The sequence below is a fragment of the Parasphingorhabdus sp. NYA22 genome (assembly GCF_976973735.1).
This window is the reverse complement of record NZ_OZ333477.1, coordinates 444392-460535: the sequence shown is the minus strand read 5'-3', so window position 1 is coordinate 460535 and position 16144 is coordinate 444392. Positions and strand designations below refer to the sequence as shown.

Annotated in this window: 20 protein-coding genes; 10 read left to right on the top strand and 10 right to left on the bottom strand. The window is 55.9% G+C overall.

What is annotated here, in order from left to right:
• Window positions 1–100: 100 nt before the first annotated feature.
• Genes ACWFTY_RS02250 through ACWFTY_RS02240 form a run of 3 tightly spaced genes read left to right on the top strand, consistent with a single transcriptional unit; the run spans window position 101 to window position 1793 of the window.
• Window positions 101–1072, top strand: coding sequence for an oxidoreductase (locus ACWFTY_RS02250; RefSeq protein ID WP_447525781.1), 972 nt, complete (start codon window positions 101–103; stop codon window positions 1070–1072).
• Complete coding sequence (locus ACWFTY_RS02245) at window positions 1069–1278, top strand: DUF5818 domain-containing protein (protein ID WP_447525780.1); 210 nt, start codon at window positions 1069–1071, stop codon at window positions 1276–1278. Before ACWFTY_RS02250 ends, ACWFTY_RS02245 begins: the two co-directional genes overlap by 4 nt.
• On the top strand, window positions 1275–1793 hold the full coding sequence (locus tag ACWFTY_RS02240; protein ID WP_447525779.1) for a GNAT family N-acetyltransferase: 519 nt from the start codon (window positions 1275–1277) through the stop codon (window positions 1791–1793). The genes ACWFTY_RS02245 and ACWFTY_RS02240 overlap by 4 nt, the downstream gene beginning before the upstream one ends.
• On the opposite strand, the gene rpoN is transcribed toward ACWFTY_RS02240, so the two are convergent.
• From rpoN to ACWFTY_RS02215, 5 genes are all read right to left on the bottom strand, one after another.
• A complete protein-coding gene (rpoN, locus tag ACWFTY_RS02235; protein WP_447525778.1) occupies window positions 1790–3295 on the bottom strand; it encodes an RNA polymerase factor sigma-54 in 1506 nt (501 codons plus the stop codon). The genes ACWFTY_RS02240 and rpoN overlap by 4 nt on opposite strands.
• Window positions 3296–3297: 2 nt before the next feature.
• Window positions 3298–4059 carry an LPS export ABC transporter ATP-binding protein gene (lptB, locus tag ACWFTY_RS02230; protein ID WP_447526930.1) on the bottom strand — a complete coding sequence of 254 codons (762 nt, stop codon included), beginning with the start codon at window positions 4057–4059 and terminating at the stop codon, window positions 3298–3300.
• A gap of 232 nt (window positions 4060–4291) precedes the next feature.
• Window positions 4292–4840, bottom strand: coding sequence for an LptA/OstA family protein (locus tag ACWFTY_RS02225; RefSeq protein ID WP_447525777.1), 549 nt, complete (start codon window positions 4838–4840; stop codon window positions 4292–4294).
• Window positions 4841–5485, bottom strand: a complete 645-nt coding sequence (gene lptC, locus ACWFTY_RS02220; RefSeq protein ID WP_447525776.1) for an LPS export ABC transporter periplasmic protein LptC — start codon at window positions 5483–5485, stop codon at window positions 4841–4843.
• 57 nt (window positions 5486–5542) lie between these two features.
• Window positions 5543–6160, bottom strand: coding sequence for a ribonuclease D (locus tag ACWFTY_RS02215; RefSeq protein ID WP_447525775.1), 618 nt, complete (start codon window positions 6158–6160; stop codon window positions 5543–5545).
• Window positions 6161–6394: 234 nt separating this feature from the next.
• Between ACWFTY_RS02215 and ACWFTY_RS02210 the strand changes: the two genes are divergently transcribed.
• Window positions 6395–6757, top strand: a complete 363-nt coding sequence (locus ACWFTY_RS02210; RefSeq protein WP_447525774.1) for a DUF4870 family protein — start codon at window positions 6395–6397, stop codon at window positions 6755–6757.
• Between the two features lie 188 nt (window positions 6758–6945).
• A complete protein-coding gene (locus tag ACWFTY_RS02205) occupies window positions 6946–7620 on the top strand; it encodes a cold-shock protein (RefSeq protein WP_447525773.1) in 675 nt (224 codons plus the stop codon).
• A 151-nt stretch (window positions 7621–7771) separates the two neighbouring features.
• On the opposite strand, the gene ACWFTY_RS02200 is transcribed toward ACWFTY_RS02205, so the two are convergent.
• The 4 genes from ACWFTY_RS02200 to ACWFTY_RS02185 form a co-directional block, all read right to left on the bottom strand.
• On the bottom strand, window positions 7772–11281 hold the full coding sequence (locus ACWFTY_RS02200) for an autotransporter domain-containing protein (RefSeq protein ID WP_447525772.1): 3510 nt from the start codon (window positions 11279–11281) through the stop codon (window positions 7772–7774).
• Between the two features lie 343 nt (window positions 11282–11624).
• The gene (locus ACWFTY_RS02195; protein ID WP_447525771.1) at window positions 11625–12089 is read right to left on the bottom strand and encodes a Dps family protein; all 465 of its coding nucleotides are present in this window, start codon (window positions 12087–12089) and stop codon (window positions 11625–11627) included.
• 137 nt (window positions 12090–12226) lie between these two features.
• Window positions 12227–12793, bottom strand: a complete 567-nt coding sequence (locus ACWFTY_RS02190) for a TMEM165/GDT1 family protein (RefSeq protein ID WP_447525770.1) — start codon at window positions 12791–12793, stop codon at window positions 12227–12229.
• An 11-nt stretch (window positions 12794–12804) separates the two neighbouring features.
• Window positions 12805–13140, bottom strand: coding sequence for a hypothetical protein (locus ACWFTY_RS02185; protein WP_447525769.1), 336 nt, complete (start codon window positions 13138–13140; stop codon window positions 12805–12807).
• A gap of 197 nt (window positions 13141–13337) precedes the next feature.
• Here ACWFTY_RS02185 and rpmG point away from each other — a divergent pair, with 197 nt between their 5' ends.
• A complete protein-coding gene (gene rpmG, locus ACWFTY_RS02180; protein ID WP_066741431.1) occupies window positions 13338–13505 on the top strand; it encodes a 50S ribosomal protein L33 in 168 nt (55 codons plus the stop codon).
• 18 nt (window positions 13506–13523) lie between these two features.
• On the opposite strand, the gene ACWFTY_RS02175 is transcribed toward rpmG, so the two are convergent.
• Window positions 13524–13892 (bottom strand): response regulator, encoded by a 369-nt coding sequence (locus ACWFTY_RS02175; RefSeq protein ID WP_089133587.1) that lies wholly within the window; start codon window positions 13890–13892, stop codon window positions 13524–13526.
• Between the two features lie 52 nt (window positions 13893–13944).
• On the opposite strand from ACWFTY_RS02175, the gene ACWFTY_RS02170 reads away from it, so the two are divergent.
• From ACWFTY_RS02170 to ACWFTY_RS02155, 4 genes are read left to right on the top strand one after another with little or no spacing between them, the layout of a single operon-like run.
• Entirely contained in the window at window positions 13945–14235 is a 291-nt protein-coding gene (locus ACWFTY_RS02170; protein ID WP_447525768.1) for a DUF3572 domain-containing protein, read from the top strand.
• Window positions 14228–14905 (top strand): HAD family hydrolase, encoded by a 678-nt coding sequence (locus tag ACWFTY_RS02165; protein ID WP_447525767.1) that lies wholly within the window; start codon window positions 14228–14230, stop codon window positions 14903–14905. Before ACWFTY_RS02170 ends, ACWFTY_RS02165 begins: the two co-directional genes overlap by 8 nt.
• A gap of 12 nt (window positions 14906–14917) precedes the next feature.
• Complete coding sequence (locus ACWFTY_RS02160) at window positions 14918–15385, top strand: RidA family protein (RefSeq protein ID WP_447525766.1); 468 nt, start codon at window positions 14918–14920, stop codon at window positions 15383–15385.
• The gene (locus tag ACWFTY_RS02155) at window positions 15382–16140 is read left to right on the top strand and encodes a glycerophosphodiester phosphodiesterase family protein (RefSeq protein WP_447525765.1); all 759 of its coding nucleotides are present in this window, start codon (window positions 15382–15384) and stop codon (window positions 16138–16140) included. The genes ACWFTY_RS02160 and ACWFTY_RS02155 overlap by 4 nt, the downstream gene beginning before the upstream one ends.
• Window positions 16141–16144: the final 4 nt, after the last annotated feature.

Below are 16144 nucleotides of genomic sequence, written 5' to 3'. Positions count from 1 at the left end.
CCTGCGTAGGCAGGTGCCCATCTCCAGAGGGTGCAGCCGGACGCAATAGCAGGAGATGGACCCCGGCCTTCGCCGGGGCACAAAGAGAAAGAAGCAACAAATGGCAGCAGCAGACCAGAAACCGCTCGGCTCGGGATTTCACGCAAAGAGCGAACCGCAAGAGATACTCGCCGGCATCGACCTGACCGGCAAGACCGCGATCGTCACCGGCGGCTATTCCGGCATTGGTCTGGAAACCACCCGGGCTCTGGCGGATGCAGGCGCGACCGTGATCGTGCCGGTGCGGGATCCGGCCAAGGCGGAGGAAAATCTCTCCTCGATCGAGGGCGATGTCTCTTCGGCAAAAATGGATCTCGCCGATCTCGATTCGGTGCGCAGCTTTGCCTCTTCGGTCTATGACAGCATCGACTCGCTGGATCTGCTAATCAATAATGCCGGTATCATGGCCTGTCCCCTCGAACGGGTCGGACCCGGCTGGGAAAGCCAGTTCGGCGTTAATCATATGGGCCATTTCGCGCTGACCAAGGCGCTGCTGCCCTTGCTCGAAAAGGCCAGCGCCCCCCGCGTCGTCGCGCTGTCGTCGATTGCCCACAAGCGCAACGGCATCCTCTGGGACGATATCCAGTTCAAGAAAAACGAATATCAGAAATGGGTCGCTTATGCCCAAGCGAAGAGCGCCAACGCGCTGTTCGCCAATGCATTGAGCCGCCGGATGCAGAGCTTTGGCGGCCGCGCTTTCTCGGTCCATCCTGGCGGAATTTTTACACCGCTGCAACGCCATTTGCCGGTCGAAGAGCAAGTGGAACTGGGCTGGCTGAACAAGGACGGTACCGTGCCACCGGCGGTTGCCGAAATTTTCAAGAGCACTACGCAGGGCTGCACCACGAGCCTATGGGCCGCCACTTCACCGCTGCTCGATGACATGCCGGGCGTCTATTGCGAAGATTGCGACGTCGCGCAGTTGATGGGAGAGGATTCCCTGCCTTATCAGCATTGCGTACCGCATATTACCGTCGACGCGGATGCCGAGCGGCTCTGGGAGATCAGCGAAAAATTGCTCGCCGCTGCATGATGGTGACGGACGACCAAAAGGTCAGGGAATATGCCGGACTGCTGCAGCGCGATGCGGCCGGGTTCCTGCTGCAATGCGATGATGGCCAGCGCTATCGGCTCGAGCTGTTGCGCACGCCGATTGACGAAGTCGAGAAGCGGGTGGTGGTGACCGGGCGGATCATCGATAACGCAAGTCTTGAAACTGTAGGGATCAGACTGGCATGAATTTCGACCGCGCAAAAATCGGCGATATCGATGAGCTCCACGCTCTGGTCGAAAGCGCCTATCGCGGTGAAAGCGCCAAGCGCGGCTGGACCCATGAAGCGGACCTGCTCGACGGACAACGGACCGATGCAAAGGCGCTCCGCGAGATTATCGCTGCAGACAATCAGGTCATCCTGTTCGCAAAAAAAGGCGATGCCATCGCCGGTTGCGTCCAGCTCTCCCGTGTCGGTGACGGGCTCGCCTATCTGGGTCTGCTGACCGTCGACCCGGCTTTGCAGGCAGCGGGACTGGGCAGGCAATTGCTGGCGGAGTCCGAACAATTTGTCCGCGAACAGTGGCAGGCAAAAGCGATCGAGATGACCGTCATCCGCCAGCGCAATGATCTGATCGCTTATTATGAACGCCGCGGTTACGGGCGGACGGGCGAACTGCGCCCCTTCCCGCACGGTGACCCGCGCTTCGGGCGGCCAAAGACTGCGGAGCTGGAATTCGCGGTGCTGCGCAAGCCGGTCTAGGCGGCCTTGCCTTCAAGCGCTTTCTGCCGACGGCGCTGCACCGAACTGCCCATGCCGAGCGCTTCGCGATATTTGGCGACCGTGCGCCGGGCAATGTCGAAGCCCCTGTCCTTGAGCAAGGCCACCAGCTTGTCGTCGGACAGGATCTTCTTGGGGTCCTCGTTATCGATCAGGGACTTGATATGACTCTTCACCGCCTCCGCCGACGCCGCCTCGCCACCGGTCGAAGACTGGATGCCGCTGGTGAAGAAATATTTGAGCTCGAACGTCCCGCGCGAACAGGAGAGATATTTGTTCGATGTCACCCGGCTGACCGTCGATTCGTGCATTTCGATCTGCTCTGCAACGTTCTTGAGTGTCAAAGGTCGGAGATGCGCGACGCCCTTGCGGAAAAACTCTTCCTGCTGCTTGACGATTTCGGTCGCAACCTTGACGATCGTGCGCTGTCGCTGATCGAGCGCCTTGACCAGCCAGTTAGCGTCCGCAAGGCATTCGTTCAGCCACTCCTTCGACTGCTTGTCCTGCGCGCCGTCTTTCAGTTCGGAATAATAGCTGCGGTTAACCAATACTTTTGGCAAGGTCGCGCTGTTCACTTCGATGATCCAGCGGTTGGCGCGTTCGGCGATGAAGACATCGGGCACCACAGACTGCACCGCACCGCCACCGATCTTGCAGCCCGGCTTCGGATCATAGTTGCGCAATTCGCTGATCATATCCATCAAGTCTTCGTCATCGACACCGCAGATCCGCTTGAGCTGCGGCAGAGCGCCTTTCGCCAGCAAATCCAGATTATCGATCAACCGCGCCATCGCAGGATCATAGCGGTCGGCGTCCTCGGCCTGCAGCACCAGACATTCAGCCAAATCGCGCGCGCCGACACCGACAGGATCGAGTGTCTGGACGACGCCCAATATGCGCTCGACGTCTACCAGACCGACGTTAAGCCGCTGGGCCAGCTCCAGCAAGTCCGCCTGCAAATAGCCGCATTCGTCGATCTGATCGATAATATGCTGCGCGACGAACAAGTCCATACCGGAAAGAACCGCTCCGGCCTGATCCATCAGATGATCGGTCAGGGTTATTTCAACAGTCAGCATATTCTCGAAGTCCGGCGCTTCACCCCCAGCCGCCGAGCCGGAACTCGCACCGTTCAATCCCAATTGCCCGTCGAGTGCACCGTCGCTCTCAGAAAGACTATTGCTGGAAAAGCTGTCCGTATCGCCTTGCATGTCGAGTGTAGATTCGGATTCCGATGGACCGGAAGACAATATTTCGTCGCTCCCCTGGGCACCGGGCTCGCTCAATATTTCGCCATCGGGCGCTTCGCCACTCTCGGTCGAAATTTCACCGGTATCAAGAAGCGGATTCTTTTCAACCTCGTCGGAAATGAAGGATTCCAGCTCGAGATTGGACAAGGTCAGCAGCTTGATCGCCTGCTGCAATTGCGGCGTCATCACCAGCGACTGACTCTGCCGCAAATCGAGGCGAGGCGCGAGTGCCATGGCTAGAGCGCGAAGCCTTCACCCAGATAGAGCCGCCGTACGTTGGCGTCCGCCACCAGATCTTCCGGACTGCCGGCGAACAACACCTGGCCGTCATAGATGATGCAGGCGCGGTCGACGATATCCAGCGTCTCACGCACATTATGGTCAGTGATCAATACGCCAATGCCGCGCTCGCGCAGTTGGCAAACCAGATCGCGGATGTCTGCAATCGACAGGGGATCGATGCCCGCAAAGGGTTCGTCCAGAAGTATGATCGAAGGACTTGCTGCGAGAGCACGGGCAATCTCGCACCGCCGCCGTTCGCCGCCTGACAGCGCCATCGCCGGCGAACTGCGCAATTTCATAAGGCCAAATTCATCGAGCAGCCGGTCGAGCGTCTCCGCCCTTACCGTAGCATCGGGCTCCACCATCTCGAGCACAGCCATGATATTCTGTTCAACGGTCATTCCGCGGAAAATTGACGTTTCCTGCGGGAGATAGCCAATGCCCAGGATCGCCCGGCGGTACATCGGCAGCGACGTAATGTCTTCACCGTCGAGCATGATCCGCCCCGCATCCGGACGAACCAGACCCATGACCGAATAGAAGCAAGTCGTTTTTCCTGCTCCGTTCGGGCCTAATAGACCGACGACTTCGCCGCGACCCACGGACAGTGACACATCGGAAAGAACCGAGCGTTTGTCATAGCTTTTGGCGATCGAAACGACCGCCAGACCATGTTCCATGGCATCGCTGGCCATGGCGGCACCCGGATCCGCCATGGTCGCTGCTTCAGTCACGGATGTATCGTTCATCATTCGTCCTCATTTGCATGATCTGTCTTGTCTACCGGCTAACAACATGCCCCAATCTTATCGGAATTGGCAAGCTTTGTGCATGGAAGATCGAAATGAACCTCTACCGGTCGAAAATCCAGTGGCATAACGAAGCAGGCCGGCGGGGCTCTCCCGATGCCGCGATCGAACTGAATTTCTTGTAACACTGGTCGGGACTTCAGTCTTTCCGCTGCGGAACCGTAAAGGTACCGGACACCCGTCCGCTGGAGTCCTGGGAACCGGCTGAAGAACCGCCGGTCGAGCGCCCGTCTATCGTCGATCTGCCCGATTCGAGGTCGATAATGACCCGGCCACCGGAGAGACGATTCGTTCCCTGTGTGAGCGTAACATTACCGATCAGGGTTATTAGACGTCGATTAAGGTCGTAAATAGCGACATTGCCGGAGGCGGTGTCGCCGGCTTTGCGAATGGTGACCCCGCCGGACGCGTCGATCCGGTCGATCTCGATCCCCCCGGTGCTGCGATAGGCCACCGTCATGCGCGCTGCGTTGAGCGTCAGTCCGGCCTGCTCGACACGAACCGCGCCCGACAGGACAACACGGTCGGCACGATCCTGAACCTCGATCCGCCCGGCGTTGAAATTCACCGGTGCATTGCTGTCATGGCTTCCGAAAACCTGCGCCGGGGCCGAACCCGCGAACAGAAAAAATGCCGACGCAAGGGCAAACGTGCCAGCGGACAGGGAAAGAAAAGGGTATAATTTCATCTAGGGTCTTCTTAGTCCATTTTGCTCGATCCGCAAACGCGCATTGCCATCGAGGCTTACAGTGCGTTCTGCCAAATCCGCTTCGAGCCGGTCTGCTCCAAACGTTCCGATATTGGTCCGGCCTTCCACCGCGCCTTCGCTTTGCAACGTACGCTGCTTAAGATCGACGGTGACGTTGCTGGTAGAAAGGCGGTAGCCGCTAGCCGCTTCGACTTGCACCGGCCCCGGCACGCGGACATTTTCCTGATCCATATCATAGCTGCCTTCGCTGGCACGTATCTGGGCAGGCCCTTCCTTCAGCAATATCCGGGCAGAAAGATCCTTCAACTCGACAACTGCTTCGCTCGAGCTTTTCTGAACGGCGGAGCCCGCTTTCAACGAAAATGGCCGGCCTTCGCTGTCCTCGCCCCGATAGAGCGCCTCGGTCACCCGCATGCGTTCCTTGGCGACATCAACGCTATTCTTGTCCAGCACAAAGCTCAGTTCACCGCTTGTCGTGAACGGAGCCAGAGCGAGCATCGCGCCCAATAGTCCGACTCCCACAGGAAGAATGAAACGCAGCAATTTTACGTTTCGGTCATGCGAACCATTGGGGGCGGCAAATTCCTGGCGCTTCGTCCGGACAGGGTTGACGGTGGTCACCATGGCTACACCATCATCCCAGGGTCATTGTCGCGACAACCGGGCAAGAATATTGGCCGTTCAGGCATGTGCGAAAATGTCTGTTTCCGGCCAGCCAGCCAGGTCCAGTCTCGCACGGTCCGGCAGAAAATCAAAGCAGGCCTGCGCGAGAGCGGTTCTGCCCTCCCGTTCAAGCCGAACCTCGAGTTCATCCTTCAATCTGTGCAGGAAGCGAACATCGGATGCGGCATATTCCCGCTGGGCATCGCTCAGTACAGGATTGCCCCAGTCACTCGATTGCTGCTGCTTCGAAATATCCTGACTGAGAAGCTCGCGGACAAGTTCCTTCAGTCCATGGCGATCGGTATAGGTCCGGATGAGCCGCGAGGCGATTTTCGTGCAGAATACCGGCTCGGCCATCACGCCCATATAATGTTCGATGGCGGCAAGATCAAAGCGCGCGAAATGATAAAGTTTCAACCGGTCGGGGTCGGACAATATTGCCCGGAGATTGGGAGCAGAATAATCACTATCGGGGCCAAAACGGATAAGATGCTCGTCATCCCCGCCATCTGATATCTGGAGCAGGCACAGGCGATCACGGGGGGTCTGGAGTCCCATGGTTTCCGTGTCCACAGCAACGGCGCCAGCACCTAGAACGTCAGCCGGAATATCTTCTTCATGAAAAAAAACTGCCATTAATATTTGCCTGTCTATTTTATCGCTGGGCTAACTTCATTTTCTCAACCGTGGTACCGGCATGCCACCTTAATCTGGCTTCTGGGTTTGAACCCGGGCCGAACCTCCGGCTGCGAAAATTGACAGCAGCGCATCATTGAATATGCTATGTGCCGCAGGCCGGTTCAAACAGCAAGTTTAGTTTGAGCTTCGATACGCATCGAAAATGCGGGGATAAGATAGGGGTTTGACAATATGACACAGAAAATACCTGAACCGGTGGCTCCCGGCTTCGATCTGAATAAGGCAACGATAATCTCGCTCCTCTATATCGCCGGATTTTTTGTCGGTATCACCGGCTTGGTCGGCTTCGTCCTTGCCCTGATATGGAAAGACGAGGTCGCCGGAACGTGGGAAGAAAGCCATTTGCAATTTCATATCATGACATTTGTCATCGGGTTGGTGATCGGGATTGTCGGTGTGATTCTCTCATTTATATTGATCGGCATTCCGATTCTTCTGGCCCTCGCGGTCTGGATATTGGTCCGCTCGGTGGTTGCGTTGCTGAAAGCCCAGAAACATGAACCGATTGCCGATCCGAAAACCTGGCTTTTCTAAACAGGATCGTTTGGACATCAGTTTTGTTCCGGCAGCTACCAAAACACCGAATTCATTCGCTTATTCCTCCATTTTTCTATATGGATGGCCCGTGCGGTAATAGGATTCGCGCAAAGCAATGCTCCGGAGATCGTCCGCTGCGACATTGGTATTACTAGGTAGGGCGAATTGAAAGTGACGATTTAAGAATGGGTTTTGACAGAAACCGGCGAGGTAGAGGCCGGGACAAGCGCGACGGCTTCGGTGACGAAAACTTCGATGGATATCAAGGTGATAACGGTCCGCCCGTAGAAAGATACACGCGGCCGGACAGTGATTCCGGTGGCGCCAGACGGAGCGGCGGAATGCCGGATCAGGTTGTCGGTGAAAGCACCGGAACCGTAAAATTTTTCAATGCGCAAAAAGGCTTTGGCTTCATCGTGCAAGACGGTGGCGGCGAAGATGTTTTTGTTCATATCAGTCAAGTGGAACGCGCCGGTCTGAAAGGCCTCGCGGAAGGCCAGACATTGCGCTTTTCGCTGGTTGACCGCGGCGGAAAAGTTTCCGCTTCGGACATTCAGATCGAAGGTGACCTTATCGAGGTTCCGGATGGCGGCGGTTCCCCTCGCGAAGATCGCGGTGGCGGTGGTGCCCCTCGCCGGGAACTGACCGGGGAAAAAGCCACGGGTACCGTGAAATTTTTCAACGGCAGCAAAGGCTTCGGTTTCATTCAACGTGATGACGGCCAGCCCGATGCATTTGTCCATATTTCAGCCGTAGAGCGTGCCGGTATGCGCGGGCTGGAAGAAGGCGACAAGCTGGAGTTTGAACTGGAAGTGGACCAACGCGGCAAGACTGCTGCGGTTAATCTGGTCGCAAAATAGCGGCTTGTACCACATCAAATATTTTAAAAATGGCGGGCTTTGACCCGCCATTTTTTTTTGCGCTGCGAAGGACACATAAGACCTCCGAATCATCCGGGCACAGAAAAGCCCGCCGGATTTCTCCGGCGGGCTTTCTCAAGTCTTTCGGCCGTTAAAAGCGGAAGCTGATCGCGCCCGAATATACCTGGCTGGAAACATCCGACCGGCCAACCGTTGAATCGGCGGAAAGGTCAAACGAGACATTGCCCATATTGTAACGCAAGCCAACGCCGACTTCGCCCCAGTTCTTGTCCCTTCCGGCCAGCGCGAATGGAACTACCGCACCATTTCCACCGACGAAATTCGCGCCGAAGCTATTCGGGTTATCCTCGAATTCGTGGACATAATTCATAGACGCGCGCATCTGTAGTTTCCGGCCCGGCTTGGACTTGAACTCGATACCGGCCAGCCCCTGGATGCTGTCATAATCGGGACGAATAATCGTCAAAGCCGGTCCGCCGCCCTGTTCGTCCACATTGCTGAAGTTGATCTTCGCTGCACGAGCCCGAATACCGGGAGCCGCGATCACATCGAACATTTCAATCTCTTTCGACAGGCCGAGTTCAGCGGCATAGACCATACTGTCATCGTCGGTTGTCAGATTGAACGACTGCGTACCAAGCGACACGGTACGAAGCGTCTCAGCATTATAGGTACCCAATGTGGCACGACCGTCCAGGATCAGCCCGCCGGAAAGGTCTTTCCGGCCGTAGATCGAACCCATGATCGCTGTTGATTGCGCCGAATTGCCCAAGGCAGCCGTCGCATCGACATCCGAATAATAAGCCGAGATCCCGATGAAGGATGATTCGTCGAGATAATATTCGAGGCCACCGGCGATGAAGAAGCCGTCAAACTCGTCTTCTCCGTCAGAGCCCGCCGCAGGATTGGTGAGTGGCATGGAACCGCCATCGCCATTCACAAAACCACCCGCGAGATAGACGGCCATGTCCTCGTTGACATTGCCGGAACGGACTTCGGTATCATCTGCATTGGCTGCTGCATCACTCAGGGCGCTAGCGCCATTCATCGCAATCCCACCCAGTGACGTGGCCGCCAATTGCATCGGACGACCGATCACAGCGACAGTGCCGCCATTCGAAGACCGGTCAGCGAGGCTGATTCTGTTTTGGTAGAAATCGGAAACGTTACCGAGGAACGCTTGACCCATGGCCTGAACAGTTGATTCCGTTGTCGGAGCCCAGCTGTCAAAAGTGGCCTGGATGGTACCGGCATCGGTAAAGTCCAGGAAGGTGAACAGGCCTGAGACAGCTGCGTTACCGCGGTTGTTATCCATAAGGCTGGCAAAGCTGGTCTGGACCGGGTTCCCGGCATCGACAACATTCTGATAGCTCTGAGCGCTGATGGTTACATCAACGGCATTTGCACTATAGCTGAAGTCCGAAAGCAGGATTGCAGATATCTGTGCCGCGCCGTCAAACTGGTCGGTCACACCGCCAGCTGCCGTTACGATACGATAGGTGCTCGGGGTTGCCGTCTGGAAGCCGTCGATCGGCGAGAACACCACTGTACCGCCTACATTGGCTTCATCACTGACTGCCAGAAGATCCGAATCTCCGGATGCACCAATATCAATCATCAGGGTGGAACCGGATGATAGGATGACGTTACCGTTCACGGTCAATGTACCGATCGTGCCGACCGAACCGGGGGCAATACCGCCCGCGATGTTGGTCAGGAAGGGTGCATTGATGGTACCCGAACCCGAGAGCAATCCGGAAAACAGCGAATAGTCACCAACACTACTCAAGGTTCCATCGACTGCGATCCGGCCAGCGGTCTGGTTGACGTCGATCAAGGCAGAAAGACTAGATCCGGCATTGATCATCAATCCGGCGGAGCCTCCAACATTGAGGCGATCAATTGTCACATCGCTGTTCAACGAGGTCGTGCCCGCCTGATCCAATGTCACTTCGAAATAGCGCGCCTTTACGCCGCCCGCCACGTCTGCATCGATATTATCGGGAACAAAATCGGTTGCTCCAGCAAGGCCATTATCGAGGGTCGCAGCTGGGAACGGATCACCTTCCGCCTGCGGAGTTTCTTCCGCACCCTCTGGTCCGCCATTGGCGGCGATTGCAACAGGCGTTGCGCCGCCACTGATGGCAATGTCACCAACTGGAGTCGCGCCACCGCTGATGGCAATATCCTCGACTAGCGTTGCACCGCTGCTGATAGCGATATTTTCAACGATCATGCCGTCGCCGCGAATGGCGGCATTGGCGATCAGCTGAGGCGATCCTGCCGATTGCGCGGAAACCACAGCAACCTGCACGTCATCACCAACTGTGGCTGCCTGTGCGTTGGGAATCTGTGCAACACCGATGGAAGATGTTGGTGCCGGTGTTGGCGCTGGCGTGGGCGCAGGACGAGCTGGCGGCGTTGGGGTGCCGGTTGCCAGATCGAGACATTCGTCTCCGACATTATCGCCCTCAAGGTCGAAACAGACTTCACCAAATTGCGGTGTGGACTGCGTGACGCCGCCCGATTGCGTATCAGGGAAGCCATTTACCACATTGCCGTTTTCATCAATGATGCGATAGGCCGGATCGAGGTCGGTCTGCCAGTGAGTCGCATCTTCCCAGTCGCCGTCGCCCGCTTTTGCGCTGACATAACGATAGGGATTATTCGCTGCTATATAGTCGGCGAAGAGGAACAGAGGCTGGTAAAAGCTCTCTGTGCCGTAGGAACTGAAAACCTGCTCGCCAAAGAAACGGGAGCCGCCGGACAGGACACCGATCTGCAGATCTTCGGTCGACAGATCGTTGTTTGCCGCATCAAGGATCAACGGACCGCCAGAGTCGCCACCAGCCGTCGTGCCTTCGACTTCGAGAGGCTCATCTTTGTAAAGATTAAAGTCGAATGGGTTGGTCTTGTTGGGATCGTCAAAGTCGAGCCGGTAAAGCACCTGTGGCAAATCGCCAAATGGATCACCGAACAGGAACGTGTTTCTGTCATCGAAATTGGTCAGGGCGCCGAGCATATTTTCAGCAGATTTGCGGCGCCAGTCAATGCCCAAATTATCGCCGGCGGTACCGCTGCCGGTGCGGCCATAGCCGGTAATTTTCACATGATAGCCAGTGCCATCGACGTCATCAATCGCACCGGGATCGGGAAGCGGCGAGAACAGCAGAGCCCATGTTGGGATATTGGCAGCCGGATCCGAAAGCGTAGCCAAGGCAATATCACCTTCGAGAAAACCAGCACCTTCGGCACGGGCTACGGAATCAGGATGATAGGCAATCTGGCTGATATTATAGACGAACAGATCTGGGTTGGAAGCAAAACCATTGTCGAGCCAGTCGATGAAACCGGGAAGAGAATTACCGTTAAACGAGAAAGCGGACTGGATCGCACCATTGGTATCATAATCACTTTCCGGGCGATCGTTGACGCAGTGAGCGGCAAACAGCACGGTGCGCGGATTGATCAGGGTACCGGTGCAGACAAAACCGTCATTGCGAAAAAACTGGCCAACGCCGTTCACGCTATCTGCCGGGTCGCTGATATCTGCCGGCGTGTAATTGTCATTCGGCACAATGGCCTGTGCCGGTGTTGCGAGTGCGAGCGTGGCAATCACCCCCGCTGCAGCAGTCCGCAAAAGTACCGATCTGCTTGAATGTCCGAAATTCCTGTTCATCGAAGAATGCCCCTTGCAATATTTAGTCAGAATAGACCCCTGCCATTACTGTGCTTGTTTTCGCCATGTGAATCAAAGCGAAATTTGCAAAATTTTTGGCGCCAATTGACAAAACGTTGAATTTATGGGGTTTTCTCGAGAAGAAAATCCGAATTTTGGTTACATATGTGATGATTCAGCAACAGAAATGTCCGGATATTGGCCAGAAAAACTGCCGCCGCCCGTTTATATAAGTAAGCAAGCGGCGGAAATTTGGTTCAACTGGCGTTATCTGTTCGGGCAGAAAGATAATATCTGCCTTCGCTTAATCTTTCTGCACGATCTCGAGCAAAAACCAAGCGCGTTCTTCGGCCTGGTCGGTCCAGTCGTCGAGCAGGCCATCGGTAGCATTGTCACCGGCCTCTCCCGCCAGGTCCTTGGCTTCGCGGAGCTTTTCGACAAGCTTCAGATTATCCGAACGCAATTCATCCAGCATATCCGCCGCCGCAACCTTGGCATCGTCATTGTCGGCAATAGTCTGCCGCTTGGCGATATCGCCGATGGAGGTAAGCGTACGATGTCCGTTTTTACGAACACGTTCGGCAATCAGGTCTGTAGTGCCGATTATCTGTGCCGCATGTTCGTCGAACATAAGATGATAGTCGCGAAAATGTGGGCCGGAAACGTGCCAGTGGAAGTTTTTGGTCTTGAGATAGAGAGCAAAACTGTCCGCCAATATTCCGTTCAGCGCTTCGGCTACCGCCTTTTTTGCATTGTCGCCTGTGGTCATAATCATTCTCCTTTTAGGACTCATCAGTCTATGGAAAGGAGATTAGAATATATTGATGGCCCGATATAACCGGAAGTTTTGCTATCTAAGATTGATAATATCGATCTAGTAATCCGAACAGAATTTCCGGAGCGACATCAGAATATGCCCCATGCGCCAAGTGCCAGAATCGCGCCGACTATAAGAAAGCCGGCGCCGCCTGCATAGCGGACGGTCGCCATCGGGACATGCTCGGCCAATTGCCGGTGTAACAATATGGCGGGCACGCAGGCAATCATCACCCCGATCCATCCACCGGCTGCGGCGAAAGCCGCCATGTCGGTTCGCGCGGCGGTGGCCATCAGAACAAATTGTCCCTTGTCGCCCAGTTGCAGAATGAAAAGGCCGAGAAACGAAGTCCAGAACGGCCCGAACTTCCATTTTTCCAGCAAGTCGACCGGACGGCGCCATGCCACCATGCCAAAGCCAGCAAATATCAGCGACAAGGCATAGAAAAGTTGCAGGGCGTCTTCGCTGATCCACTGGTGAACCGCTGCGCCGGCGATGGCCGAAATCACGCAATTGCAGAGAGTGGCGAGACCGAGGCCCAGGATGATCGGGGACACACGGCCATATCTGATTGCCAAAGCTGCACATAATATCTGCGGCCGGTCGCCAAATTCAGCGACGGCCAGGGCAAAAAGCGAAGTTAGGAACGCATCCACTATTCCCGGCGCTAGGCCTGTCCGCCGAGACGAAGCGCGACATTGGCCATCAGCGCTTCGGTCATCGCCGGGTTCATCTCTTCAATATCAAGCGTCGCACGCATCGCTTCTAGATAAGAGCGCGCGATGATCCTGGCACCGCCATTCTGCATGGCTGGTTGCAATGCACTTTCCAGCGCACAGCTGAGGTCGCGGAGCGCTAATAGTCGGTGCTGCATCGCTTTTTGCCGGACATGGTCCAGATGCATAAGAAATTGCAGCGGATGCTGAACCGCCAATTCTGCCGGCAGATCATCAAGCAAGTTCAACATTTCGGCCTGCACAAATAGATTCTGGTCGTGATTCATCGCAACTGTCCCTGTTTCCCCGTGACCATGCAAAAACATGGTTAAATAGTGGTAAACAAAACAGCATTTGCCGCCTTCGGAGCTACGAAGGCTTTTTCTTGACATTCATCGGGCTTTTCACCATTAGCGCGGGGAACGAATGCGGCGCCGGATAGCGTCGCTGTTTTTATTTCAGCTTCTGCCTTAAGGAATGCACCATGGCGAAACCAGCCAATGTAAAGATCAAACTCGTCAGCACGGCGGACACAGGCTTTTTCTATGTGACCCGCAAGAACCCGCGGAATCTCACCGAGAAAATGGTGCAGCGCAAATATGATCCGGTTGTGCGCAAGCATGTCGAATTCAAAGAAGCCAAAATCAAATAAGCAGCTTTTGGCTTAGCTTTAGCGGTGCAGAACCTTCTGTACCGATTCGATGAATTTCGCGACTGATATCGGCTTTGAGACATAAGCCTCTGCTCCGGCACTCAATATCCGGTCTTCGTCACCCTTGCCGGCATAAGCGGTCACGGCCATGATCGGTATGATCTTGAGTTGACCATCTTTCTTGATCTGCTCGATCAGTTCCAGACCGCTGACATGCGGCAGCTGGATATCCATCACTATAAGATTGGGCACGAAGCTCCGCGCTTTTTCGAGCACTTCCCGGCCATCGCTGACCGGTTCGACGACAAAACCATGAGCCCGCAGCAGATCGCAGAATAGCTTGAGGTTCAATTCATTGTCCTCAACCACCAATACTCTTTTTGCCACTACCGGATTTGCCCTTTCAAACTTGCTGCCGAACCATTAGGCGAAAGCGGCAATGGAAACAAATCCCAATCTCGGGCCAGATAGCGAAATCATCGCCCTGCAGGCGCTCGGATGGGTGCTGCAGGATCAGGACCGCGCGGAGCGTCTGCTGGCGTTGACCGGTCTGGATCCCCGCGAACTGCGATCAGGCCTTGAAGACCCAACAATGCTGGCATCCCTGCTTGGCTTCCTCGCCAATCACGAACCCGATCTGGTCGCTTGTGCAGAGGCCATCGGCGTTGCCCCTGCGAAATTGGCTGCCGCAGCGCAGCATTTAAACTCTCCCGGAGAATTTTATGAGTAAAAAGCCGCTTCTGATCAGCGACTGCGACGAAGTCTTGCTGCATATGGTAGTTCCCTTCCAGCAATGGCTGGATAGCGACAAGCACATCCATTTCGACCTGGAAAATGGTAGCGATTTTGCAAATGCTCTGCGCCACAAACATGACGGCACCCAGGTTCTGCCCGAGCAAATCTGGCCGATGCTAAAGGAATTTTTCGACAGCGAGATGCACCGGCAGGGGGCTATCGAAGGCGCGGTCGAGTCGATCAACAAGCTCGGTGAAATTGCCGATGTCGTTATATTGACTAACCTGCTGGATGACCGCCGCGAAGCGCGGGCAGAACAGCTCAAAGCGGTTGGCATCGATTTCCCCGTCTACACCAATCAGGGCGGCAAGGGCGAACTACTGACCAGTATTCTCGCCGAATATGAGCCCAGTGTAACGGTGTTTGTCGATGATCTCGGCCATCAGCACGGCAGCGTCGCCAAACATGCGCCCGACGTCTGGCGCCTGCAGATGGTTGGCGAACCGATCATGGCGAAACATATCAAGACCAATCCTGCCGCCCATGCCCGCATCGATCTGTGGAACGAAGCGACGGACTGGATATCGGACAAGTTTGACAAAGCCGCACCGGCTCCGGCGATGGATTTGCCATCGCAAGAGCTTGACCCTGCGAACCATGCGTGAGAGTTTTGCTTTATGACCGACAATATTGAAAAAGCCCTGACAGCGAAGGGCATTGAATTGCCGACACCGGCAGCCCCGGTTGCCTCTTATGTTCCCGCCGTCGAAGTGAATGGCATGCTCCATATCAGCGGCCAGGTGTCGATGCAGGACGGCAAGCTGATTACCGGACGGCTTGGCGACAATATGTCGCTGGAAGACGGGCAACAGGCCGCCAAAGCCTGTGCGATGATGATCGCGGCGCAGATCAAGAAGGCGGTCGGATCGCTCGACCGGGTCGACCGGATTGTCAAACTCGGCGTCTTCGTCAACAGCACCGCGGACTATACCGACCATCCCAAAGTGGCCAATGGCTGCTCCGATATGATGGAAGTGATTTTCGGTGCCGCAGGGGTGCATGCCAGAAGCGCCGTCGGAGTCGCGGCGTTGCCGCTCGGCGTCGCAGTCGAAGTTGACGCCATCATCGCCCTGAAACCCGAGTGATCGGGACACTGCTCGACAATGCGCTCGCGCCGGCTCCGGCACCCGGTCGTGTGGCATTCCTAAAGGGCCAACCTTATGCCCATCGCGGGTTGCACGGCAATGGCGTGCTGGAAAATAGCCCCGCTGCCTTCGCGGCCGCGATCAAACTGGGCCACGGAATCGAGTGCGATGTTCAGGCAGCGGAAGATGGCCGCGCCTTTGTCTTTCATGACTATGATCTGGACCGGTTGACGGATCGAACGGGGCCAATAGGAAAATTGCGGTCCGAAGATATTGACCGGATCCAGCTGAACGGCGGCCACGGCAAGATCCCGCGTTTAAGGGAAATATTGGCGCAAGTCGCTGGCCAAGTGCCGATTATGATCGAAATCAAGTCGCGTAATCTGCGGGTTGGTCCGCTCTGCCTGTCGGTTCGCCGCGCTCTGGAAGGCTATGGTGGCAAGGCGGCTGTCATGTCCTTCAATCCGCTGGTTGGCGCCTGGTTTCGCAAGAATGCCGACCATATCGTCCGCGGGCTGGTGGTCACGGAAGAGGGCAGCAAGAACTGGCGCGGGCGGATTGCCCGCCACCGCAATCTCTGGACAGCAAGGCCGGATTTTCTGGCCTATGATATTCGCGATCTGCCGTCCCGCTTTGCCGCTGCGCAACGCGCGCGGGGCCTGCCAATTGTCACCTGGACCGTACGCTCTGCCAAACAGGAGGAGATCGCGTCAGTATATGCGGACGAACCGGTTTATGAGATGCCGGAGAACTGATAGC